This is a genomic window from Paenibacillus sp. FSL R7-0204, from assembly GCF_038002225.1.
GTDB lineage: Bacteria > Bacillota > Bacilli > Paenibacillales > Paenibacillaceae > Paenibacillus_AQ.
This window is the reverse complement of the sequence record NZ_JBBOCA010000001.1, coordinates 6,862,889-6,886,352: the sequence shown is the minus strand read 5'-3', so window position 1 is coordinate 6,886,352 and position 23,464 is coordinate 6,862,889. Positions and strand designations below refer to the sequence as shown.

General features: G+C 54.4%; 15 protein-coding genes. 10 read left to right on the top strand and 5 right to left on the bottom strand.

Going from position 1 to position 23,464, the window contains the following annotated elements; translation table 11 throughout:
• The first annotated feature begins 83 nt into the window (after positions 1-83).
• Entirely contained in the window at positions 84-644 is a 561-nt protein-coding gene (locus MKX42_RS29720; protein ID WP_340756793.1) for a PepSY domain-containing protein, read from the top strand.
• 79 nt (positions 645-723) lie between these two features.
• Here the strand turns inward: MKX42_RS29720 and MKX42_RS29715 are convergent, their stop codons facing one another.
• Both MKX42_RS29715 and MKX42_RS29710 read right to left on the bottom strand, forming a co-directional pair.
• Entirely contained in the window at positions 724-1,488 is a 765-nt protein-coding gene (locus MKX42_RS29715) for a MerR family transcriptional regulator (RefSeq protein ID WP_340756791.1), read from the bottom strand.
• Positions 1,489-1,730: 242 nt separating this feature from the next.
• The gene (locus MKX42_RS29710; protein WP_340756790.1) at positions 1,731-2,483 is read right to left on the bottom strand and encodes a 3'-5' exonuclease; all 753 of its coding nucleotides are present in this window, start codon (positions 2,481-2,483) and stop codon (positions 1,731-1,733) included.
• Between the two features lie 206 nt (positions 2,484-2,689).
• Here MKX42_RS29710 and MKX42_RS29705 point away from each other — a divergent pair, with 206 nt between their 5' ends.
• The 7 genes from MKX42_RS29705 (at position 2,690) to MKX42_RS29675 (ending at position 16,378) form a co-directional block, all read left to right on the top strand.
• The gene (locus MKX42_RS29705; RefSeq protein WP_340756788.1) at positions 2,690-3,319 is read left to right on the top strand and encodes a hypothetical protein; all 630 of its coding nucleotides are present in this window, start codon (positions 2,690-2,692) and stop codon (positions 3,317-3,319) included.
• Between the two features lie 59 nt (positions 3,320-3,378).
• Positions 3,379-3,798 (top strand): hypothetical protein, encoded by a 420-nt coding sequence (locus MKX42_RS29700; protein WP_340756787.1) that lies wholly within the window; start codon positions 3,379-3,381, stop codon positions 3,796-3,798.
• Positions 3,799-3,811: 13 nt separating this feature from the next.
• Entirely contained in the window at positions 3,812-8,797 is a 4,986-nt protein-coding gene (locus MKX42_RS29695; RefSeq protein WP_340756784.1) for a DUF4132 domain-containing protein, read from the top strand.
• A 703-nt stretch (positions 8,798-9,500) separates the two neighbouring features.
• Positions 9,501-11,612, top strand: a complete 2,112-nt coding sequence (locus MKX42_RS29690) for a LuxR C-terminal-related transcriptional regulator (protein ID WP_340756783.1) — start codon at positions 9,501-9,503, stop codon at positions 11,610-11,612.
• Positions 11,613-11,802: 190 nt separating this feature from the next.
• Complete coding sequence (locus MKX42_RS29685; protein ID WP_340756782.1) at positions 11,803-13,374, top strand: methyl-accepting chemotaxis protein; 1,572 nt, start codon at positions 11,803-11,805, stop codon at positions 13,372-13,374.
• 15 nt (positions 13,375-13,389) lie between these two features.
• Positions 13,390-13,818: a chemotaxis protein CheW gene (locus tag MKX42_RS29680; protein WP_340756780.1), complete on the top strand. Its 429-nt coding sequence runs from the start codon at positions 13,390-13,392 to the stop codon at positions 13,816-13,818.
• 34 nt (positions 13,819-13,852) lie between these two features.
• Positions 13,853-16,378 (top strand): chemotaxis protein CheW, encoded by a 2,526-nt coding sequence (locus tag MKX42_RS29675; RefSeq protein WP_340756778.1) that lies wholly within the window; start codon positions 13,853-13,855, stop codon positions 16,376-16,378.
• Here the strand turns inward: MKX42_RS29675 and MKX42_RS29670 are convergent.
• A complete protein-coding gene (locus tag MKX42_RS29670) occupies positions 16,341-17,081 on the bottom strand; it encodes a spermidine synthase (protein WP_340756776.1) in 741 nt (246 codons plus the stop codon). The two genes, MKX42_RS29675 and MKX42_RS29670, sit on opposite strands and share 38 nt — an antisense overlap.
• Before the next feature lie 216 nt (positions 17,082-17,297).
• Entirely contained in the window at positions 17,298-18,650 is a 1,353-nt protein-coding gene (locus MKX42_RS29665) for an MATE family efflux transporter (protein ID WP_340756774.1), read from the bottom strand.
• Positions 18,651-18,783: 133 nt separating this feature from the next.
• Between MKX42_RS29665 and MKX42_RS29660 the strand changes: the two genes are divergently transcribed.
• Together MKX42_RS29660 and MKX42_RS29655 are read left to right on the top strand one after the other, a co-directional pair.
• Positions 18,784-19,479, top strand: coding sequence for a TetR/AcrR family transcriptional regulator (locus MKX42_RS29660; protein ID WP_340756772.1), 696 nt, complete (start codon positions 18,784-18,786; stop codon positions 19,477-19,479).
• A 205-nt stretch (positions 19,480-19,684) separates the two neighbouring features.
• Complete coding sequence (locus tag MKX42_RS29655; protein ID WP_340756770.1) at positions 19,685-22,249, top strand: beta-mannosidase; 2,565 nt, start codon at positions 19,685-19,687, stop codon at positions 22,247-22,249.
• A gap of 297 nt (positions 22,250-22,546) precedes the next feature.
• On the opposite strand, the gene MKX42_RS29650 is transcribed toward MKX42_RS29655, so the two are convergent.
• Positions 22,547-23,464, bottom strand: a complete 918-nt coding sequence (locus tag MKX42_RS29650; protein ID WP_340756768.1) for a DsbA family protein — start codon at positions 23,462-23,464, stop codon at positions 22,547-22,549.

Genomic DNA, 23,464 nt, shown 5'->3' with positions numbered 1-23,464 from the left:
ATGTTGCTCCCGCTGTTCTCTCAGATTGTAGCGTTATAGTTACTACATGAAGCAGCGAAGAATGAACTTAGGAGGCGTTAACATTGAAGACAAAGATATGGAGCAGCATCACGGCGGCAGCACTTATTCTCGGAGGCGCTTATGGTATAGGCGAGCTGAAGGGCAGTACGGCGGAAGCAGCCGCATCGGCGAAGAGTCAGAGCCAAACGTTGATCAGTGTAAGCCAAGCTGAGCAGATTGCCTTGAAGGCAGCTCCGGGACAGGTGGAGAGCATCGATCTGGAGAAGAAGGCCAGCGGCACGTTTTACGATATCGAAATTCAGCAGACCAAGCAGGAGATAGATGTCCGGGTAGATGCCTATTCGGGAAAAGTGATCAGCGTGCGCAAGGATGCAGACGATGATGACTCTCATAAGACACTTCCGGCCTCAGGCGGGAAGTTGATTACCGCAGGCAAGGCGGCGGAGGCAGCCCAAGCTGCTGTGAAGGGGACGGTCACCGAGATTGATCTGGACCGGGATCACGGGGGCGCTGTCTATGAGATTGAAATCAGAAACGGGCAGGTCAAGACAGAAGTAGGTGTCGATGCGTATACTGCCAAGGTTGTGTACACCGATACCGATTCCGACGAGGATGATGATTGAGCTGGTATAACGTTTCAGCAGAATAAAAGAGAGGCAGCCGTTAATCCGGCTGCCTCTTTGCTATGCCAAACGATTACGTCTACTGCTTCGCTCCGGTATACACATGCACTGCATCCCGCAGGAACGCGGCCATGCCGGGGCGGTGCTGGTCGTAATAAGCGGTGAAGCGCTCATCCTGGACATACATCTGGGCAACACCGGCATGGGCTTCCTTGGTGTACGTATCCCAGTAGAAGCTTAGCCACTGACGGTGCAGGTCAGCGGCCTTCTGTGCCAGCTCGCTGGCCGAATCGCCATCCTCCATCGCCTGCTCTAGTGACGCGAACATATCAGCCTCCAACTGCTGAAGGGCAGCGTACTGCTCCTCCGTCATATGGCTCAGCTTGCGGTTCGACTGCTCCACGGCTTCCGCGCCGTATTTCTCCCGGATCTCCTGGCCGTACTTCTGCTCGTTATCGTCAATCAGCTTCTGCTTGAAGCCTGCGAATTTCTCCTGATTGCTCATTATACTTCTCCCTTCTGTGTGTGCAATGGTCTGCTCGACGTTCGCGATGAGCCGGTCCAGCTGCGCTCTCCGCTGAAGCAGCTGGTCATGGTGCTCGCGCAGGGCGCGGGCCCCGTCGAAGGAGGGCGAGTGGACAATATCCCTGATCGCCTCCAGGCCGAGGCCCAGCTCCCGGTAGAACAGAATCTGCTGCAGCAGGTCCACCTCGGCCTGGCCGTAGATCCGGTATCCCGAGGAATTGATTCTGGCCGGCTTCAGAATGCCGAATTCATCGTAATACCGCAGGGTCCGTGCACTGATCCCCGCAAGTGTCCCCAGCTTCTGCACCGTATATTCCATGGTCCAATCTGCCTCCCATCTGTCTTGGCGTATACAGCAGAGAACGGGTTCAAGGCGTTCCTGCCGGGTAAGCGGCCGCTTACAGATCTAACTGTATACTTTGACGTAACGGCAAGGTCAACTCTTATTTTGTAGAATAACCAGACAGCAGGGCGGGTAACCGTGGGTGCTGGAAAAGCAAACAGCGGCAACCACCCGGGCTATGCCTCGGGAGATTGCCGCTGCTGCGCGGGCATATGGGGTTATTTCTTGCCGAGCTGGGCGGCGAAATACGCCTTAAGCTCTGCCAGCTTCCGGGGGTCCGCCAGGGCATCCTCCGCAGGGAAGTAATGCTCGGCGACCAGCTCCCAGGTAGGGACGATTTTCTGGGCGGTCATCGCTTTGATAGCGATCTTAACCGTCTTGCGCTCCCTGGCGTTCGAGAAGGTATCGACATAATGCTGCGACCGTCCGAAGTCCAGCTCGCTGAAGACTGCGCGGAAGATCTCCGCCGTCATCTTGGCATCGTCCAGCGCACGGTGGGCGGAGCCGGAAGGCTCCAGGCCGAAGAGGGCCATGGCCCCTTCGACGCTGATGTCGTTACTGAGGCCGCGGGCGCGCAGGACGCCCTTGAGCAGATCGAAGTAGGTGGCCTCCATCCAGTAGGCATCATCCATCTTGTGCATCCGCACATCCTGGATAATCCGTTTCATATCCTCGCCGCCCCAGGTTAAGAGCAGCACGCCGTCAGCGCTTTGGTCAAGCCACGTTCTGAAGGCGGTAATGACCTTCGGGAACCGGCTGGCGACGTCGATATCCTCCTGGGGGATGCCGGTTTTTTTCTTGATGAATGAATTCAGGGTGGAGAAGTATATGGGTCTGATCAAGGCTGAGAATTCATCCTTAACCTGCAATGAAGCGTCTAACCGGACCGCTCCGATCTCAATGACCTCCATGGGATGCTCGCTGGCAAATTTGCGGCCGTTGAATTCGATGTCCAGAATAATATAATCCACAGGTAATGCCTCCGTTTCAGTGACTGGCGCCAAGATTGCCCGGAAATGCGCCGACCCTTCTATTTTAGCAAAAAAAGAGGCCGCGTGGGAAATAAGGAAGAGGAAGAAGCAAAGGTGAGTCATAGGAAGATGGCGAAAAGGTCAGGGAGAAAAACTAATGGGGCAATGAACTTAGGGATTTGATCAATTGCCCGGGAGGAACAAGGATGGGTCTGAACAGGGAAATCTATTGGATTGGCGGTTCGGCTTGTGCGGGAAAGAGCACACTTGCCAAACGGTTTGCAGAGGAGAATGGTTTTGCACTCTATGCCTGTGATGAACATTCCGGGAAGCATTTGCAGCATATTACAGAGGAAGCGCAGCCTACAATGCACCGGGTGTCGCGGATGGCGATGAATGAGGTATTCTTCACCAGGAAGATTGCGGAGCAGCTGAATACTTATATCGAATATTTGCGGGAGGATTTCCTGTATGTACTGAGCGATGTAGTGGGCGGGGGAAGCGATCCTGTTGTTGTAGAAGGAAATCAATTATTGCCGGATCTGGTAGAACCTCTCCTGAAACGAAAAGAAAGAGCGATCTGGTTGATTCCGTCAGAACAATTTCAGCGCAGTCAATACAGCAGGCGGGAATGGATTCACGGCATCTTACAAGCTACAGAGAATCCTGAGCGTTCTTTTGAAAATTGGATGAGGAGAGACGCGTTGTTTGCTGATAAGGTTAAACGGGAAGCGAAGGATCGGAAGCTGAAGGTGCTGGAGGTGGATGGAAGCCAGACTCTGGAGCAGAATTATAATGTACTTTCCCGTTGGTTTGGGTGTGACATTTATCTCTAAATGGGGTAATGAACTAGATAATCTGTCGAATAGAGCTATTGAGGTAAGGAGGGAAGGCTATGAAGCTGTATGTAACTGTCAAAAGCCTGGGCAAACGCAGGCCGGTGCTGGAGCGGAGGGAGCTGCTGCTTGCTGACCGTCCGCAGACGCTGCGCGCGCTGATCTCGGAGATTGTAGCCGGGCAGGTGCAGGCGATGCTGGAGCGGCAGGAGCGGGGAGATCTGATCCCTTACCTGACCGCAAATGAAATTGCGGAGCAGGGAGATAACGGCAAGGTCGGGTTCGGCACGGTGTACGGTGAGACGAAGCCTGAGGTAGAGCAGGCTACGGCTGCGGCACTGCTTGCTTACGAAGACGGATTGTACAAGGTGTTCGTGCAGGAGAAGGAATGCTCCGCGCTGGATGAGCCGCTGAGGCTCGAAGAGGACGATGAGCTGACGCTGATCCGGTTCACGATGCTGGCAGGAAGACTATGGTGAGGGAGATGACAGGATGAAAATCGGAAATGCAGAGTGGGAAACTCAGTGGTACGCGGATGTTGAGAGCAAAGCCAAGGGGCTGAAGGGGGAAGGCGCGGAGCTGGCAGGTCTGCTCGCGGAGTTCAGCAAGAACCGCTACCTTCATGAAGGGGAGGATTCGCTGGACCGCTTCCTTGTTATCATGGATGATCGCGCTGCGGCGGCTCAGACTGACTTTACCGGATACTGGGAGCCGCTGATTGGGGTCATGCAGCAGTTGTACAGCACACATACTGTTGAGCTTGCCCGTTACATAGTTAATCATGCAGTGGAGTACCCTTATTCCATAGGGTATCTGCGTAGGCCGTTCCGGACCCGGGAGGTGCAGCCACACCGGCTGCAGATCCTCCGCAAAATCAATGCCCTGATCTATATGGAGCTGATTGAATTCTCGTTGCCGGAGTACCTGAAGGGGGATTATGAAAAGGATTACAGTATCTCTTACCGCGTAGATGTTGCCGTTCCCGATATAGTCTCCTATGAACTGAACCGCAGCGGCAGCGGAATGGAGGAGCTGCTTAAGGATGCAGTGTACGGGGACAACCAGGGGGCACTGCTCAGCCGCAATATGATAAAGGGTACATTCCTCAGCCATAACCAGGCCGCTGTTCAGATGATTGGCGAGCTGCTGCTCGCTGCCCGGCTGCAGGAGGGACTGCGCCAGTCCATTATGGAGACGATGGATGAGGGGACGATAGAGAACAACCTGTATATGCTGAAGGTGATTCTGGACAATGATCTCGTGCGCTACAGCTCGGTGGTGCGTGCCCTGGGCGTATGGACAGGGATGGGCCTGGAAGCCCAGAACCAGCGGGTGGCGAAGCAACTGATTGAAGGAGCCTATCAGGTGCTGACGGATGAAGCGCTGCGGGCTGAGTGGCTGACAAGTGAGAATGCCAACCATGTCTACCTGAGCTTGTGGGGGACGGCTGTCTACGAGGAGAATGAACTGATCGGCAAAGTGGATGTCCTGATGGAACAAGGCCAGTCCTACCAGAAGATCGTAGCAGAGTATGTACTCTCCGGCAGCCAGAACCGGGAGGTGCGCCTGAGCAGCGCCCGTAAGTATCTGACAGAGCAAGAGCCGGAGCTGCTGTACTGGATTCTGACGAATTATAATTATGAGTATAACCGGATGTGGAGAGGGCCGAAGGATAATGGGCCGAAGATCGAGGTCGTAACGAGCCCGCAGCTTGAGGATAAAAGTGAACGGCAGCGCGACTTCAGCCTGCTGAAGGACATCTTCCTGAATCCGGACAGCCGGGAGCTGACCGGCACCTCTAAGGTGCTGGATTTCCTGCAGGTTAACTATACCCGTGATCTGCCGGTCCAAAAGATGCTCTATCTGATCTCCTATGATATGGACCCGGCCTGGGTCAATGAATTGCTGGCGCTGAAGGACAAGCTCAGCACGGACATACGGGGGGAGCTGCTGAATTACTTCGTGCAACATACGGAGGATACCGTGCAGCGCGAATTCATCTTCGCCAGCCTCTCCGACAAGAGCATAAAGAACCGGGAGCTGGCGCTGGACCTGGCGCAAGGGCTAACCCTGGCGGAGGATGAGCTGCTGATGGCCGAAGGGCTGCTGAAGCTCAAGACCGGTACGCTGCGGCAGAGTGTGACCCGGATGCTGCTGAATCAGCCGGATGAAGCGCTGAAGGACTCCGTCCGCAGACTGGTGCAGGGCAAGAATGCCTTGCAGCGTCAGGCGGGACTGGAGATTATGACGGTGCTGTTCCAGGATGAGGAGCGTCAGGCGCTCTTTGAAGCGGTCCGTCCGCTGGCGGAGGCGCTGGAGAAGCCTTCTGACCAGGAGCGCGAGCTGATTGGAAGGCTTAGCCAGAAGAATGAGTATACCAAGGCGAATGGTTTTGGCTTGTTTGATCCCAAGCAGACAGAGGAGTGGTTGACTCAGCGACCGGCAGCGGACGGATTCGAGTGGAATCAGGTGTTCAAGCTGTCCTTGGAGCAGATCAAGACGTTCCTTAAGGGACTGGATAACACGATTCACAAGCACCGTGATGTGGAGTATGAGGTCGAATACTACAGCGGATATAAGGATACGCTGCTGATCGGGACCAATCTCAGACCGCTGCAGGGGTACTTAATTAATGATGAGGAGACCGGCAAATCCGTCCTTGAGCAGTACCCGCTGCATGAGGTATGGGCTGAATATTGGGACAAAAGCGGCTGGAGCGCCCGGGACCTGATGGAACTGAATTTCTATATCAGTCTGGATGAGCTGGATGAGACTCTGGATAACTATGACGGCTACGATACGATGGGCATCGATGATGATGAACTTAGCAAGCAGAAGCTGCTGTCCGGCTGGCGGAAGGAGTTCGCAGCTAAGGTGTACCCGCTGGAGCAGCTCGAGGCTGTGGTGAAGCTGGTGGACAAGCTGAAGTACAGATGGCAGGTCGAATCGCTGCTGGATGCATTCCGCGCCGACCATAAGAGCCCGGAGAGCTTCCGGCTGGTAAATGGTGCGGTGAACGCCCTGGTGGCTGCCTTCCCCGAAGAGAAGCTGGCGGCGGACTGGCCCTTCCTCTCGGTGCTGGCAGATCCTTGGATCGACATGGTCCAGAAGCTGTGGAAGGGACCGGAGGAGTTCAAGGAGATGTTCCGTACCTGCTACCGGTTCGAGGGAATCAACGGCGGCGAAGAGCGGGACAGCATCATCGGGCTGAAGCATTATGTTGAGGCCTTCACCGGTGGAATCATCCGCGAGGAGACGCTGCTTAAGGAGCTGCTGCTGAGTAAGGATGCGCGCAACCATATGAGCTGGATCAGTTCACGCCGGTACGACTGGATTGAGAACAGTCCAGAGATGGTTGCACTGCGTACACGGATCATCGACCGTCTGCTGGCGGTTGAGCTGGGGCGCGGCGATCTGCCGACCGAGGTGACCGGCATGACGATGGGGCTGCAGCGGATCGAGGGGCTGGACTACTGTATCCGTATCCTGTCAGGGCTGAATAAGGATACCTTCATACGCGGATATGTGTACGGCTACGGCAACAATATTACGAAGAAGGAATCCTTCAGCCATCTGCTTAAGGTATGTTATCCGCGCGAGGGCGACCATGCGGAGCGGCTGAAGACCTTGCTGCAGGAATACAAGCTCTCTGATCAAAAGCTGCTGGAGGCCGCCATGTACGCCCCGCAGTGGATCGAGATTATTGCCGAGTACCTCGGCTGGGAAGGGCTGCGCAGTGCCGCCTGGTACTTCCATGCCCACATTAACGAGAGCTTCTCGGCCGAAAAAGAGACGGTGGTGGCGCATTATTCGCCGATCACGCCGCAGGAGTTCAACGACGGCGCCTTCGATGTGAACTGGTTCCAGTCCGCCTACAAGGAGCTTGGACAAGAGCGGTTCGAGCTGCTCTATGACTGTGCCAAATACATCTCTGCCGGTGCGAACCACCGCCGTTCCCAATTGTTCGCCGACGCCACGCTCGGCAAGCTGAACCTGGAAGAGATGAAGCAGTCTGTAGAGCAGAAGCGGGGCAAGGATCATCTGCTCAGCTACAGCCTGATCCCGCTGAATGCAGACCGGGAGAAGGATATCCGCGAGCGGTATGAATTCATCCAGCGCTTCCTGGCGGAGAGCAAGAAGTTCGGCGCACAGCGCCGTGCCAGCGAAGGCCAGGCCGCACAGATTGCCCTGGGCAACCTGGCTCGCAATGCCGGATATGCCGATGTTACCCGCCTGATCTGGGATATGGAGGCGCGCAAGCTGGATGATTATGCTGCGTACTTCGAGCCTTATGAGCTGGACGAAGAGACCTTCGTCTCGCTTAGTATCGATGAAGAAGGGCAAAGCGATTATGTAGTCACCAGCAAGGGGAAGGCGCTGAAGTCGGTGCCTGCACGCTTCAAGAAGCATGAGTGGATTGAGGCGCTGAAGGAGGCCAAGAGTGAGCTAACCGGACAATTCCGGCGCGCCCGGGCCGAGCTGGAGCGGTCGATGGAGTCCGGCAGCAGCTTCACACCAGCAGAGGTTGCCGGGCTGAGCCGGAATCCGGTGCTGGCACCGCTGATTAGCAAGCTGGTGCTGATGAGCGGCGATGTGCTGGGGTATTACGATGCGGATCAGGGGGCACTGGTCAGTCCTGCGGGCGAATCCACGGCCCTGAGCGGGGAGGCGGCGCTGCGGATTGCCCATCCGCTGGATCTATACCGCAGCGGACAATGGAGCCTGTATCAGAAGGATCTGTTCGACCGTCAGCTCCGCCAGCCGTTCAAGCAGGTCTTCCGCGAGCTGTACCTGCCGAATGAGGATGAGCTGGCCCATGGCGTGCTGTCCCGCCGTTATGCGGGCCATCAGGTGCAGCCGAGCAAGACGGTCGCCCTTCTGAAGGGGCGGCAGTGGACGGTCAGCTATGAGGAAGGGCTGCAGAAGGTGTTCTATGCCGAGAACCTGATCGTCCGGCTCTATGCCATGGCGGACTGGTTCTCGCCAGCGGATACCGAAGCGCCGACACTGGAGACTGTGCAGTTCTTCGACCGGAAGACCTACAAGGGCGTGCCGCTGGATCAGGTGCCGCCCGTGCTGTTCTCGGAGGTCATGCGGGATGTGGATCTTGTCGTCAGCGTAGCTCATGTCGGCGGCGTCGATCCGGAAGCGAGTCTGACGACTGTCGAGATGCGCCGGGTGATTGTCAGCGAGTCGCTGCGGCTGCTGAAGATTGAGAACGTCCGGCTGGACGGCAATTATGCGCGTATAGACGGTACACTGGGCGAGTACGCTGTGCATCTGGGCAGCGGCCAGGCGTACAAGCAGGCTGCGGGCGCCCTGTCGATTATTCCGGTGCATTCGCAGCACCGGGGCCGGCTGTTCCTGCCGTTCCTGGATGAGGACCCGCGCACAGCGGAGGTTCTCTCCAAGGTCGTGCTGCTCGCTGATGATACGAAGATCAAAGACCCGCAGATTCTGGCGCAGCTGAGCAGATGAGCTGCTGCACGGACGGAGGAACGGACGGTGCATTACCTGCCGCAGCCGTTTATAGAGGGATGCCAAGGCACCGGTGCTGGATTTCAGCGCCGGTGTTTTTTGTCGCGCGGGAGGAAAGGTGTCTCCTATGGCCCGGCGAGGGCTCGTGGGCTAAAATGTATGCGAAAAACCGAATACAATTGGTGCGACGATCGGTCGTGGGCCAAATGTAGTCGAAAAACCGAACACAATGGGCCGGAGCTAGACTCGCCAGCAAAATGTAGTCGGAAAACCGACCACATTGGGCTGGCGAGGGGGGCGTGGGGGGAATGTAATCGAAAAACCGACCACATTGGGCTGGCGAGGGGGGCGTGAGGGAAATGTAATCGAAAAACCGACCACATTTTGCTGGCGAGGGGGGCGTGGGCGAAATGTAATCGAAAAACCGACCACATTGGGCTGGCGAGGGGGCGTGGGGGAAATGTAGTCGAAAAACCGACCACATTTTGCTGGCGAGGGTGGCGTGGGGGAAATGTAATCGAAAAACCGACCATAACGGGTGGCTAGAGCTGCGGAGGGCGGAGCAGGTTGGTTGTTTCGCATATGCGCATTTCTTCACTAAGATTCCTGGACTATTAGGCTACGTTTGTAGAATGAAAGGGTGGAAAAGCAGGGGATCGGTCAGGCTATGGCGAATTTTGGAGGGGAAAGCGAGGAATGAGCAATGAAGAACAGGCTCCGCCAAAATCTGCAGTCGTTGCAAGACGCATACGCCTCCTTATGCGGATTGACAATTATTATTACCGATCAAGCGGACAAACGAATAACAGAACCCTCCGGCTTAACCGAGATGGCATCTCTGTTGTTCGGTTCTCCTTGTGCAACCGCTGAACATGCAATTGCGAACCTGCTGGAGAAGGTCAGGAATGTATCGAAAACTATTGTCTATGAGACCCGCTCCGGGCTGAAAATGCTGGTTACCTCCATCGGGCTCAGTAAGCAAAGGCCCTATTATATTCTGACAGGCGTCTGGGTGGACGGTTGTACGAAAGAGCTGATTACCGGCAGGATTCATGAAACCGTTCCCTCCGGAGAATGGGAGGACTGGATTCAAGCTCTGGATAAGGTTCCGGTATTGGATCAGGAGGGCGTCGCCAGGATTATCAGCCAATTGGATATACTTGGTGATACCGTGCAGGCATTGCTTGAACGGGAGCAGGGTGGAGATTATTCTGCGTATGACCTGCAGCTTATGAATCTGATTTATCTGCTGGACCCGGCAAGCCCGGAGTGGCTGCAAGGAATACTGGGCATTGTGGTACGTATTCTTGGAGTAGAATTTGCGGGCTATGCCATGAATGCTACAGACGGGGACCAATTCACAGTGGTGGAGACAACCGGTATGCCTAAGGATAACTCCCTGCAGGGGGCTTCTTTTTTTTACGGTGAGGGATTTCTGGGACAGGTGGGACTCTCCAAGCAAATGGGGTACTGGAGGAATGCTGACCGCGATCTCCGGATTTCTTTTTTTGCTGCCCATGGGGTAAGGCCGAAGGTGTTAATCTGCTATCCCATCAAATACAAGGACAAGCTGTATGGGTTATTGTATGCCGGAGACCCGGTCCGCCCGGAGCTGACGGAGGAGCAGGCGGATATGGGCATGCTGGTGGCCCATCAGCTCGCTGCTTCCTTGTACCATATGGAGAGTGAAGCGCTATATGAACGTCAAAGGAAGAGGCATGATACCTATAAAGAAATTGTCCAAGGGATTCTGGTTACTCAGGAAAGGGAGGATTACCTGCAGCTGTTCATTGAGTTTTTTCAGCAGCAGCTAGGCAGTCCGTTCATGTGCTTGTTATTACATACGCCTGACGAAGCCGGACTGAGGATCTATTCATCCTCTTCTGCTCCGAATGAACTGTACACCGTCTACGCAGAAGATGCTGAACAGATCTATTTCGCTGACGGGATACCGGGGTTCAATCTGCTGAACAAGCCGATCCGGCGGGAATGGAAGAGCTGGCAGCTGGTAGAGCATCCTATGGTATTTGAACAAAGGCTGCTGGGGTTATTCACGGTCCAGTTCAGTGATGAGGGGCAGCGGCGGGAATATGAAACGATTTTCCATATGACCAATGTGCTGCTAGTGACCAAGCTGCTTGCACAGCAGCCTCAGGACACGCCCTCCGGGACTGACTTCATGCGGCTACTACAGGATAATCTGCTGATTCAGCAGCCGGTAGCCCATAGCAGAGCTGCGGAGATTCAAAGACTTGCACAGGACTTGCTGGAGCCGCTAAATCACTCTGCAGAGGAGATTATATGGATTGGCCAGGCCGCGTTCCTTGCTCCATATCATATAGGCCTGCTCCGCGAATATTTGGGGGATATCCCGGCGGTATGTATTCTGGGCCATATGAAATATTACCTGTCGGATTGCAATGGAGAAGAGGATGTAGGAGAAAGTTCCTATTTGTACTTGGCGAAAGTCTTGCTTTTGCTCACGAAGTATACGGAGCAGGGCGGCAGGCAATGGAAGGAAACACTTCCTATTCCCATAGCAGAGCCGCTTATGCGGTCCTTTGAACAACTGATAGCTCCTCCGCCGGTTGCAGTGCAGCAAGAGGGAGGCGTACGTTTTACTACCCGGGAAAACGATATCCTGGATGGTCTGCTGACAGGCCTCAATAACAAGCAAATTGCGGAGAAACTGTTTATCAGTACGCATACTGTCAAGAATCACATAACCAAAATCTACGAGAAGCTTGGTGTGCATAGCAGATCACAGGCGATCTCGCAAATATATCAAGCTACCGGCAAAAAAGATTCTTTATAAAAGCAATGATTACGCAGCATGTAAGCGTACATTGCTTTTTTTGTGCAGTAAAAGGAAAGAAGGCCTGTAGAAAAAAGGAAGATTATGTCGAAACTAAGGAACCAGGGGCGATAGGCGCAGAGGTCATACGTTATACATAATAGGGGAAGCTTTGCAGGCTCGACAAAATACATATTGAGGAGTGCTTCATTTGAAACTAAACATCCGCACCAAATTGTTGGGAGGCTTTCTGGTTATTGTAGCGTTGCTTATATTTATCAGCGGGCTATCGATTATGAAAATGGCGGGCATGAACAGTAACTCTGTACAGATGCAAAGCTACAACTTCCCCGCGCTCGTCAATATTGCTGAGATCCGGACCGAGCTGTACAAGCTGCGCGGTGATCTGCTCAAGCTTATCCTCGAAACTGATGATTCGGTGAAGGAGGAGATTCAGGCAGTTATTAAAGCGGATCAGGACAAAATTGCTGACCGGATGAAGGTCTATGGAGAGCTCGCACTGAATGCGGATCAACGGGCTGCGTTAGAGATCATTAAGCAGAGCGTGGATAACTATAACCAATCCGTACCCAAAGTCAATGAACTGCTGGATAAAGATCAGAATACGCAGGCCTACGGCGTCTTAATCGACGCACTGCCTGATTTGCAGAAGGCTCAGGATACCGCCGATCTGGCCGCCAGTAATATAATCGAAGGTGCAGATAAACGGATCGACTCTACGGTTGCCAGCTATACCTCGGGAAGATTAATGATCCTGATCATCTCCATCCTTGCGGCACTTGCAGCCATTGCGCTGGGCATCGTGATCTCGCAGGGAATTGTGGGTCCGGTATCCAAGCTGCTCGCTGCGATGGTCCGCATGGCAGGCGGTGACCTCAGGGAGGAGATTGCGATCAAGAACCGGGATGAGTTCGGCCGGCTGGCCGCAGCAGCCAATGAGATGATTATCAGCCTGCGCAAGCTGATTGGCGGGACGGTCGAAGCGGCGCAAAGTGTCGCGGCCTCCTCTGAGGAAATATCGGCAACGACCGAAGAAATCGCCAGCGGCAGCCAATCCCAGGCCCAGGCGGCGCAAAATATCAATCAGCTGGTTCAGGATCTGACCCGGGGCATCGATGAGGTGGCGAAGAATGCCGAGCAGGCATCGGAGCTGTCCCTGCTGACGCGTCAGGGTGCTGAGGAGGGAAGCACTGCGGTCAGAGAATCCGGCCTTGGCATGAGCAACCTGTCGGAGAAGATGGAGCTGCTTGAGCAGGATTCCCAGAAGATCGGTGAAATTATCGAAGTGATTGATGAGATTGCCGAGCAGACGAATCTGCTGGCGCTCAATGCAGCGATTGAGGCAGCGCGTGCCGGCGAGCAGGGACGGGGCTTCGCCGTTGTAGCCGATGAGGTCCGTAAGCTGGCTGAACGGAGCGGTGAAGCTACCAAGCAGATTGCCCTGATCATCAGGGTGATGCAGAAGAATACGGTTCTGAGTGTGCAGGCTGTCAGTGACGTATCAGCCCTGTCCGAGCGCACAGAGCGGCTGATCGACGGTATTGTTACCCGCGTCAATGATACTACCCAGCAGATTACAGGTATCGCTGCGGCTTGTGAGGAACAGGCGGCGCAGACGAACGAGGTACTGCTCTCGATAGAATCCATTGCGGCCGGAAGCCAGGAATCCGCAGCAGCAGCCGAGGAGACGGCTTCTTCTTCGCAAATGCTCGCCTCCCTGGCGGATGAACTGAATAGCTCTGTCTCGGTGTTCAGATTGTAGAGGGGGGAGTATGCCATGCTGGCTGCACGAACGGAGCAGTACATCATCTTCCGGCTGGTACAGGAGAAGCTGGCCATCGATATCCGGGAGATTAACGAGATTATCAAGATGGAGCCTATCACAGCCGTGCCTAACAGCAAGTCTTTTATTAAGGGCGTGATTAATTTACGCGGCAAAATTATACCGGTGGTCAGTCTGTGCAGGCGGTTTGGCCTGGCAGAATCTATACCGGATACCCGGTCAAGGATCGTAGTGGTGCATTACCGGCAGGAGGCCATAGGGATTATGGTGGATTCTGTAGAAAAAGTGGCTTCTTTTCATGAAGTGGAGCCGCCTCTGGAATCCCATGAAGTGCAGGGCGTGCAGTACATGGACGGGATCGGTATGTGTGCTGAGGAGCTGATCAGTATTCTGAACATCGGGCGTTTGCTAAGTCACGGGTGAAGGCTAATGCATGAAGGCAGGGAGGAGAACAGAGATGAACGAATTTCATAATATGATGTATTTGGGCGTTTTTCTGGACGAAATGGACGAGCAGCTGCGGTATTTGGATGAGGCCCTGCTCATGCTGGAGAGCAAAGGGTATCAGAATGACATTATTCAGAGGATCTTCCGGGTCGCACATACGCTCAAGGGCTCATCCGCGGTCATGGGATTCAAGCAGCTTAACCGGCTGACGCATCAGATGGAAAGTGTGTTAGAGCTGCTCAGGGGCAGACAGTTGGATGTAACCTCCGAGTTATTGAATATTCTCTTTGACTGCGTAGATTTCATTAAGGAGCTTCGTCAATCCATTCTGAGCGGTGCACTGGTGGAGGGGGACACCTCAGAGCTGTTGCGCCGGTTAAAAGAAGTGCGTAAGACAGCAGCCGAATCCCCCGCTCCTGCTGGAGAGGAGATTCCGCAGGGAGAAGCGGTAGCTGTGCCGGATATTGTCTTCGATACTATCCGCAAAGCGCAGATCCAGGCGGCCATAGATCAAGGCTCTACGGCTATGGCGGTTCATATTCAACTGGCTGCTGAGGAGCCGATGAAATATGTCCGCGCGAAGCTTGTAGAGGCCAAGCTGCGGGAAACGGGCGAGGTGGTTGCCACCTACCCCGAGCTGGAAGCCATCGAGAGGGATGCGCAGTTCTCCGGTACTGTAGCATATATCCTGCTTACACAGCAATCGCGGCAGGATGTGATTGCCAATCTGCAAGAAATCTCACAGATTGAAATTATACATACAGATCCTATTACAAAAGCAAACCTCGACACCTTCACCGAAGGAAAAGAGGCCCGGAAAAATAACGGCTATGCGGCCCAGACGGTCCGTGTGGATGTGGAGCGGCTGGAGGGACTGCTGAATCTGGTAGGCGAGCTGATTATAGATAATACCAGGCTGCACAGTGTCCGTTCCAGATTAAGCGAGCAGTTCAAGAACAACAGTGATGTTCATCTGCTTAATGATATTGCAGGACATTTGAATATGGTCATCAGCGATCTTCAGGAGGGGATGATGAAGACCCGGATGCTGCCGATGGAGCATCTGTTCGGCCGCTTCCCCCGGATGATCCGGGATTTGGCGCAGAAGTCGGACAAGGAGATCGAATTCATCATTGAGGGCAATGAGACCGAGCTGGACCGAAGCCTCATTGAGGAGATTAGCGATCCTCTAATACATATTCTGCGCAACGCCGTGGACCATGGGCTGGAGTCGCCGGAAGAACGTGCAGCTCTGGGCAAGCCGAGGAAAGGGACCATTACTCTGCGCGCAAGCCACCAAGGGAACATGATTGTGATTACGGTAACTGATGACGGCAGGGGCATTCATACCGGCAAGGTCAAAGAAGCTGCTGTTCGTAAAGGCTTCGTCACTACTGATGAAGTGAAGCGTATGACGGACAAAGAGCTGGTGATGCTGATTTTCCGCTCTGGCATCTCAACAGCCCGTACGGTCACAGATTTATCCGGCCGCGGAGTGGGCATGGATATTGTCAAAGCACATATAGAAAAACTAAACGGCATCATAGATATTGAGACGGCTCCTAATCAGGGAAGTATATTCACGATCAAGGTCCCGCTGACCCTTGCCATCATTCGTTCCCTGCTGGTTAAGCTGGGGAGCAGTACCTTTGCCATTCCGCTGATCAATGTCATTGAAATCTTCAGAATGACGGTGGAGGATATTGTTACCATTCAGGGACAGGAGGTCTGCCGGTTCCGCGATCAGGTGCTTCCGCTTGTCCGTCTGCACCGTATGCTGCAAGTGGAGGAAGAGGAGCCTACGGTGAACAGCCGGCTGTTCGTAATCATCGTCGGCTTCGCGGATAAGCGGGTCTGTCTGGTGGTAGATGAGACGATCGGCAATCAAGAGATTGTCATCAAGTCACTGGGCGGTTACATAGGCAGCGTTCCGTATATCGCAGGCTCAACCATACTTGGCGACGGCCGTGTGGCCCATATCCTGGATATAGGTTCGATTGCAAGGGAAACAGGCTCAGCCTGCGATACACTGCTCCAAGAGAACACAGTTACGGCAGGGAATCAGGATAGTCAGAGCGAGAAATATATTACCTTCAAGCTGGAGAAGCTGGATTTCGGGATTCCAATCCGGCAAATGAAGGAGATTGTACCTGTTCCCGAGATTCATCCGCTGGTGTCCGCCCCGGCTCATGTCCTGGGGATGATCAATCTGCGCGGACTGCTGTTCCCGGTCTATGATATACGGCCTAAGCTCGAAATGGACAGCGGCGAACAGACAGCCGGCTCCCGGATTCTGATCTGCGAGGTGTCGGGACAGGAGGTAGGGGTGTGGGTGGATCAGGTGTCGGCGGTGCAGCTGCTGCCAAGAGAGCACATGGATGAGGCGCCGGATCACATTCTCCAGAACCCGGAGGTACTGGATGCGGTCTATAAAGATAACCGCCAGTTTATTCACTTGCTGAATCTGGAGAACCTGCTGGACTTGGAAGCTTGCGCCATCACCGGTCCCGGATTACATGCCCCAAGCCTGGAGTGATCTCGCTGAAGCCGGCCATGTGGCGGGACTGATAGGGGATAGGCCGGGCGCTGGCGGTCATGAGGATATTGCGCAGATCGGCGGTTCCTTCTGCCGGGAGGGCGAAGGTTCTGGTATATGGATACACTTCGCAGAGTGTGGTATGGATGGCACTGATGAAGCGGTCATTGCCGCTGCGGCCCATCAGATTCATGATGATCTGGCCGTGTCCGTTCAGCTTGGCACGGGTTAGGCGGAAGAACTCCAGCGTGGTGAAATGAGGCGGCGTCCCGGCAGCGGTGAAGGCATCAAGCAGGATATAGTCATGGCCGCGTTCCGGCGCGGCTTCCAGCAGGCTGCGGCCGTCACCGATCAGGATGTTATCCTGCGTGTAGCCAAAGCGGGTTCTGCTGTATTCCACCACCTTCGCATTCACCTCAGCCACCGTAAACTGCTTCTCGGCGAAATAACCGGCAATCGTACCAATCCCGTGTCCGATCAGGAAGACACGCTCGAAATGCGGATTGCCCGCCTCCATCAGATGAATCATCGCCCGGGGATATTCGAAGATCACCCGGCGCGGATGGTCCAGATCCAGTGCGCCCTGAACAGCTTCCCCCGAGAATTGCAGAACCCGGAACCGTCCGGTCTCGCCATATAGCTCGGTTGTATCGTAGACCTCGATGTCCTGAGAGTCGTGGTTAGTATGGGAGGGTGCGTGCAAGCGGATCAGACTCCTTCTGCAGATGGGATTCGTTCGTTACAACCTTCATAGTAACATAAAGCAGCCGCAGGAAGCTTCCTGCGGCTGCTTGTATTTCTCAAAAGATAAGAATGTATATGCTTCGCGCTATAATTATCCTTATATTTCTCGCTGAAACGGTACCGTCCTTTAAAAGGACGGCATTGCCGTTTCCACTTGGAGGGGGCTTAAGCCCACTTAATGAACCAGACTCTCCAGTTCGGGCTGGAGCTTGTGCCGCAGGGCGTACAGCATGGCGGCACCGACCAGGAAGGCAGCGGCATCGGCAATGACCAGCGACCACACCACGCCATGGAAGCCGTTCATCCGGTTGGCGAAGTAGAGCACAGGAATCAGTGTGACCCCTTGAATAATCGACATTACGAATGCGGCCGTTCCCTGCGCGGTAGCCTGGAAGATCCCCATGAACAAGGTGGTCAGCCCTGAAATGAATAAGGACAAGAAGGTGACATGCAGAATGTAGCTGCCCATCTCAATCATCTGCGGGTCTCTGGTGAACAGACCGATCAGATGGTCGGAGATCAGATAGACGACGATACCGAATACGGCAGCCATGGCGGCCATCGCTTTTACCGTGAATCCGATCGTATGCTTCATGCGCAGCTTATCCGCTGTAAATGAGAAGGCAATGAGCGGCACCACTCCCTCGCACAAGCCCATCAGAATAAACTCGGGGAATTGCAGCAATCTTGAGGATATCCCGTAAGCGGCTACAGCCGCATCCCCATATTCGATCAGGAACAGATTGAAGATCAGCGACATGGCTCCCAGAAAGACACTCATGATGAAGACCGGAACGCCGATTTTGAATACATTGCTTAAGATATCCTTGGTGGCCTTGAACCATTTAAAGGAGACGGTGAGGAATTGGCTTTTGTAGCCCATATGGAAGGCATAGTAGACACTCGCAACCATGTTGGCAACAACCGTTGCCGACGCTACGCCAATTACACCCCAGTGGAGCACGAAGATGACCAGTGCATCGAGCAGGATATTAACCACCACGCTGAGCATCATCCCGATCATGGAGACGATGGCTGCACCCTCGGAGCGGACCATATTCTCCAGCGTAAAGAACAACACGACAAACGGCGCGCCAATCAGCATGACAGTGACATAATCCTTCGTGAATCCATAGGAATCCGGCGTTGCCCCCAGACTGTGAAGGATCGGGCCGATCAGCGGCAGTCCTGCGGCCATCACGAGGAGGCCAAGCAGGAGACTGCTGTAAAACGCGAAGGAAGACACTTGCTTCACTTCATCATATTTGTGCTCACCAAGCAGCCGCGAGATGTAGGTGCCGCTGCCGATGCCCACCAGATTGCCCAGCGCCATAATGATGGCGAACAGCGGCAGGGTCAAGGCGAGTGCGGTCAGCATAGCCGTATTGTGGAGAGTGCCCAGGAAATAGGCATTCAGAATCGAATAGATGACGTTCATGGAGGTGCCTAACATCATGGGCACGGCGAAATGGGCAACGGCTTTGGTGATGGGTGCTTTTTCAAAATAATAAAGGTTTTCGGTATCCATTAGGGATCACTTCTTTCACTGATTTTTGTTAAACTAACGGTGTTAGATTGAACCTTACAGTGTTAGATGATATCATGAACCTAAGAGACTGTAAAGCATAAACTTACACTGTTAGATAAAAGGGCGGATAGCGATGAAAAAAGCACAACCTCAAATCTCGGAAGACCGGATTCTGGAAGCTTCATGGGAGCTTCTTAAGGAGGGGGGCATCGAGAAATTCAGTATGCGGCGTCTGGCGGACCGGCTGGGAATTCAGGCTCCCTCGCTGTATTGGTATTTCAAGAGCAAGCAGAACCTCTACCAGCGGCTGGCCAACCACATCTCCAGAGTCATTCTGGAGGAGCACCGCCCGGAGGGCGACTGGAAGGAGCAGCTGACAGAATTTGCGGTAACGGTACGGAGTGTACTCAGCCGGTACTCCTGCTCCACGCAGCTTATGATGATGACACTGCCCCACGAGCCGGACATTATCCGGTTCAACAACCGGATGCTGCACTGCGTGGAATCCACGCCGCTTGAGGAAGCGCAGAAGGTGCAGGTGGTTACAACACTTGTGAACTTCGTGTTCTTCTTCGTGCTGGATGATTATGAGCATGAGCGCAATGTCTCTATGATGGTTAAGGAACAGCAGGAGCCTCCAGGCGAGGAACTGCTTCGTCTGATGGAGTCGATGAGCGATAAGGAGGTCGGGTTGTTCCGCAGGATGTTCAAGAACGGACTGTTCGAGCTGCTGGGGACTGACCGGGCCTTTGAATTCGGACTGAGGCTGATTCTGCTCGGGACGGAGCAGGTGATTAAAGAGCATGAGGAGCAGCAGAAGCAGAAGTAAGCGCAGGGGGAAGATAACAAAAATAACAAATGGTACATTGGTGATTGCGGCTTAATATAGGGGGCAGTGTTTGAGAGGTCTGATGAGATGTTTGTTTTGTTTGTGTTGTAGCTGCTTTTAATATTGTTATTGCTAACGTTATTATAACAAAATATAATGAGGGTAGCTAAGCGCTGAAATGCGCAAAAACAGTATAGGAGGAACTATGAAACGACTACAAATCGACCTGTCTAACTGGGAATTCAGAGCCTGCGGAGATGAAGAATGGCTTACGGCTGTGGTACCGGGAACGGTGTATACGGATCTGCTGCGCAATGGTGTTATCGATCAGCCCTTCTATGGAACGAATGAACATGAGCTGCAATGGATTGATAAAAAGGACTGGGAATACAGAACCGGATTTGTATTAGAAGAGGCATGGCAGACGCTGGCGGTAACTGAGCTGGTGTTCTCGGGGCTGGATACGTATGCCGATGTGTATGTGAACGGGGCGCACGCCTTGTCCGCAGACAATATGTTCCTGTCCTGGACCGTGAATGTGAAGGGGCTGCTGCGGGCAGGTGAGAATGAGATCCGTATCGTCTTCCGCTCGGTGGTAACGGAGGATCTGCCGAAGCTGGCGGCGCTGGGCTACGCTCTGCCAGCACCGAATGACCAGTCTGAGTTAGGTGGTCTTCAGGAGCAGCGGATCAGTGTATTTGCCCGCAAAGCGCCGTATCATTACGGCTGGGACTGGGGCCCCCGGTTCCTGACCAGCGGGATCTGGCGGGAAGCTGTGCTGACAGGCCGTAACGTTGCGGCGATTGAGGATTTGTACATTCGCCAGCATGTGGTGAATGAGCAGGAGGCCCGGCTGACGGCCGTGATTGAAGCGGACGCACCGGAAACGTGGAGCGGGATGCTGCGGTTAAGTGCCGAAGGGCAGGAATGGATAAAGGCGGTTACGCTCACTCCGGGCAAGCAGACGCTAGAGCTTGAGCTGGTGATTGACCGCCCGCGCCTGTGGTGGTGCAACGGCCTGGGCACGCCGGAGCTGTACCTTTTCCGTGCAGAGCTGCTGCAAGGAGCGGATGCTGTAGCAGTATCGGAGGTCACGACGGGGCTTCGGGAAATTAAGCTGGTGCGTAAGCCGGATGCGCAGGGGGCGTCGTTCCATTTTGAGCTGAACGGGGTGCCGGTCTTCGCCAAGGGTGCCAATCATATTCCGAACGACAGCTTCATTACGGAGGTTACGGAAGAACGTTACCGCCATGAGATTGCCACGGCCGTGGAATCCAATATGAATATGCTGCGGGTGTGGGGCGGCGGCTTCTATGAAGAAGAAGTGTTCTACCGGCTGTGTGATGAATACGGGCTGCTGGTCTGGCAGGACTTCATGTTCGCCTGCAGCATGTATCCGGGTGATGAGGCGTTCCTGAATAATGTCCGCGCAGAAGCGGTATATAATGTCCGCAGATTACGTAACCACCCTTGTATCGCGCTCTGGTGCGGGAACAATGAGATTGACTCGGCCTGGTCGCAGTATGAGGAGTACATGGGCTGGGGCTGGAAGGAGAAGCTGAATGCTGAGATTCGCCAGAGCTTATGGACTGCCTATGAGGAAATCTTCCACCGGATTCTGCCGGAAGCCGTGGCTGCGAACCATCCGGGTATGGATTACTGGCCGTCCTCGCCGCTGCGCGAACTCACAGGTGGTCAGGATCAGCATGCGACGCGGATTATGGGTGACGGGGATATCCACTACTGGGGCGTCTGGCATGCCAAGGAGCCGTTCGAGAACTATAATCTCAAGGTAGGCCGCTTCATGAGCGAATACGGTTTCCAGTCCTTCCCGGAGCTGAAGTCGGTGCTGAGCTATGCAGAGGAAGAGGAGCTGGCGCTGGAATCGAAGGTCATGCTGGCCCATCAGAAGAATGGAGCGGGCAATCAGCTGATTAAGGAGTATATGGATATGTACCTGCCGCAGCCGAAGGATTTCCGGGGCTTCCTGTACATGAGCCAGGTGCTTCAGGCCGAGGCGATCCGCATGGCTATGGAGAGTCACCGCCGCAACAAGCCTTATTGCATGGGCACGCTGTACTGGCAGATGAATGACTGCTGGCCGGTTGCGTCATGGGCGGGCATGGATTATTACGGGCGCTGGAAGGCGCTGCAATATACAGTGCGCCGCAGCTTCCAGGAGGTGCTGCTGTCTGTAGACAGCTCGGATGGGGAGAACGTCAAGGTCTATGGGGTATCTGACCGGCGGGAAGCCTTGGACGCAGAGCTGGTGCTGCGGCTGCATGGCATCAGCGGCGTACTGCTGCGCGAATGGTCACAGCCGGTCACTCTGGCTGCGGATTCTTCGGCTGTGATCTTCACGCTGCCGCTGGCCGAAGTGTTGGAGGGCCGCGAACCGGCTCAGGTACTGCTGATAGCTTCCCTGCTGGAAAGCGGGCAGGTGCTGGAGCAGGGGCCGGGGTCAAGGCAAGTGCTGGAGCGCAAGGAGCATTACTTCGCCCGGGCGAAGGATATTCCGCTAAGCCAACCGGTCATTACCGTGACCGAGGTACCGGGAAGCGGCGGGCAGAGCTTCACGCTGAGCAGCGATGTGCTGGCACGGGGTGTTCATCTGACCGTAGAAGAAGAGGGCATCTTCTCGGATAATTACTTCGATCTGCTGCCGGGCGAGCCGAAGACGGTGGAGTTCTCAATTCGGGGCGGAGGTGCAGACTTCATCCCGGCAGCTCCGACAGGACTTGTAGTCCGCTCGATGGCGGATTATATCTAGGGGTGGTAACGCCTTGCGGACTGACATGATCTTATTTGCTCCTAAACTAACCTGATTTCTGTTCTTTCGGACTCAGAAGACCTTATTATCTTCCGGGCTGGCCGTTTCAAGGCGAAATCGCACGAATAAGGGCCTCTGAATCCATATGGTATGGCAAAAACGGCTATTTATGCCGAATAGCGGATTCTCAGTCCGCATGGGCACCATGCTTCAGTATATGGGCATTATGATTTAGTATAATCCAACAAACAGCGGTCCTCCGAAACGGGGGACCGCTGTTTGTTAAATACGGCTGCCTCAGGCCGGTTCGATGAACATCTCACCCAGGATCTGCCGGGTACGGTATGAATGCTCGGGAAGCGCAGTGGCGGTGAAGGCCTCCACCTCATCCTGCCCGATATCGTACATGGCCTCGATTTCTCTGGAGAAGAGAAGATGTCCTTCGGCCAGCAGCTCCGGCATAACCGGTAGAGCGGCAGGAGCAAGAGGCTCAGGGATAAGCTGCTGCAAGGCGTCCACGTAGTTTTGCAGGGTCCGGGACCCGACCAGCTTGATGCCTTGGTTCTCTTCATTGATCATGACAAGGGTCGGGAAGCCGCGCACGCCTAGCTGGGCCACCTTCTGGAAATCCTCCTCCAGCAGCTCCTGAGCCGCTTCTAGTCCTGCGGCCTGAATGATCTCATCGCCGGGTAATCCCAGACTATCCACAATATCCGCGAGTACCTCGTCTTCCCCGATATTCCGGTTGAAGACGAAGACTGCTTCTCTGGCGCTCCGCAAGTAGGCCAGTTCCTTCCCCGGATGTCTCTGCTGGATAACCTTGAATACTCTGGACGGCGGATAAGAGGACATGACCGGATTGTTCAGCCACAGGCTACCGTCAATAGGCATGCGGTAATGCGCCCCGACTTCCTTCCAGTGCTCCGCTACATCGGAGGGCTGCTGTATTCCATTCGCCTTGTCAGCAAAGCCGTTCCACCCGGCTAATAATCCGCCCATCAGAGGCTGTAGATCAAAGTACTTGCCATATTGCTGAATAAACCGGTTCAGGGTAGGCTCGATGGCCCAGCAGTGTGAACAGATCGGATCCGTCGCATAATAGAGAGTAACTTTGGGCTGCGGCTGCGGATTGAAATCTATAATTTGGGTATGCTCCTCGTCGCTGACCCCGCATACACCTGTTTTCAGATCACAGATCATAGGATTTGTATTCAT

Excerpts from the sequence above, each read along its gene's own strand:
- MKX42_RS29650 (WP_340756768.1), bottom strand. The coding sequence starts at position 23,464 with ATGAATACAAATCCTATGATCTGTGATCTGAAAACAGGTGTATGCGGG.
- MKX42_RS29690 (WP_340756783.1), top strand. The coding sequence starts at position 9,501 with ATGAAGAACAGGCTCCGCCAAAATCTGCAGTCGTTGCAAGACGCATAC.
- MKX42_RS29715 (WP_340756791.1), bottom strand. The coding sequence starts at position 1,488 with ATGGAATATACGGTGCAGAAGCTGGGGACACTTGCGGGGATCAGTGCA.
- MKX42_RS29680 (WP_340756780.1), top strand. The coding sequence starts at position 13,390 with ATGCTGGCTGCACGAACGGAGCAGTACATCATCTTCCGGCTGGTACAG.
- MKX42_RS29700 (WP_340756787.1), top strand. The coding sequence starts at position 3,379 with ATGAAGCTGTATGTAACTGTCAAAAGCCTGGGCAAACGCAGGCCGGTG.
- MKX42_RS29705 (WP_340756788.1), top strand. The coding sequence starts at position 2,690 with ATGGGTCTGAACAGGGAAATCTATTGGATTGGCGGTTCGGCTTGTGCG.
- MKX42_RS29665 (WP_340756774.1), bottom strand. The coding sequence starts at position 18,650 with ATGGATACCGAAAACCTTTATTATTTTGAAAAAGCACCCATCACCAAA.
- MKX42_RS29695 (WP_340756784.1), top strand. The coding sequence starts at position 3,812 with ATGAAAATCGGAAATGCAGAGTGGGAAACTCAGTGGTACGCGGATGTT.
- MKX42_RS29675 (WP_340756778.1), top strand. The coding sequence starts at position 13,853 with ATGAACGAATTTCATAATATGATGTATTTGGGCGTTTTTCTGGACGAA.
- MKX42_RS29655 (WP_340756770.1), top strand. The coding sequence starts at position 19,685 with ATGAAACGACTACAAATCGACCTGTCTAACTGGGAATTCAGAGCCTGC.
- MKX42_RS29660 (WP_340756772.1), top strand. The coding sequence starts at position 18,784 with ATGAAAAAAGCACAACCTCAAATCTCGGAAGACCGGATTCTGGAAGCT.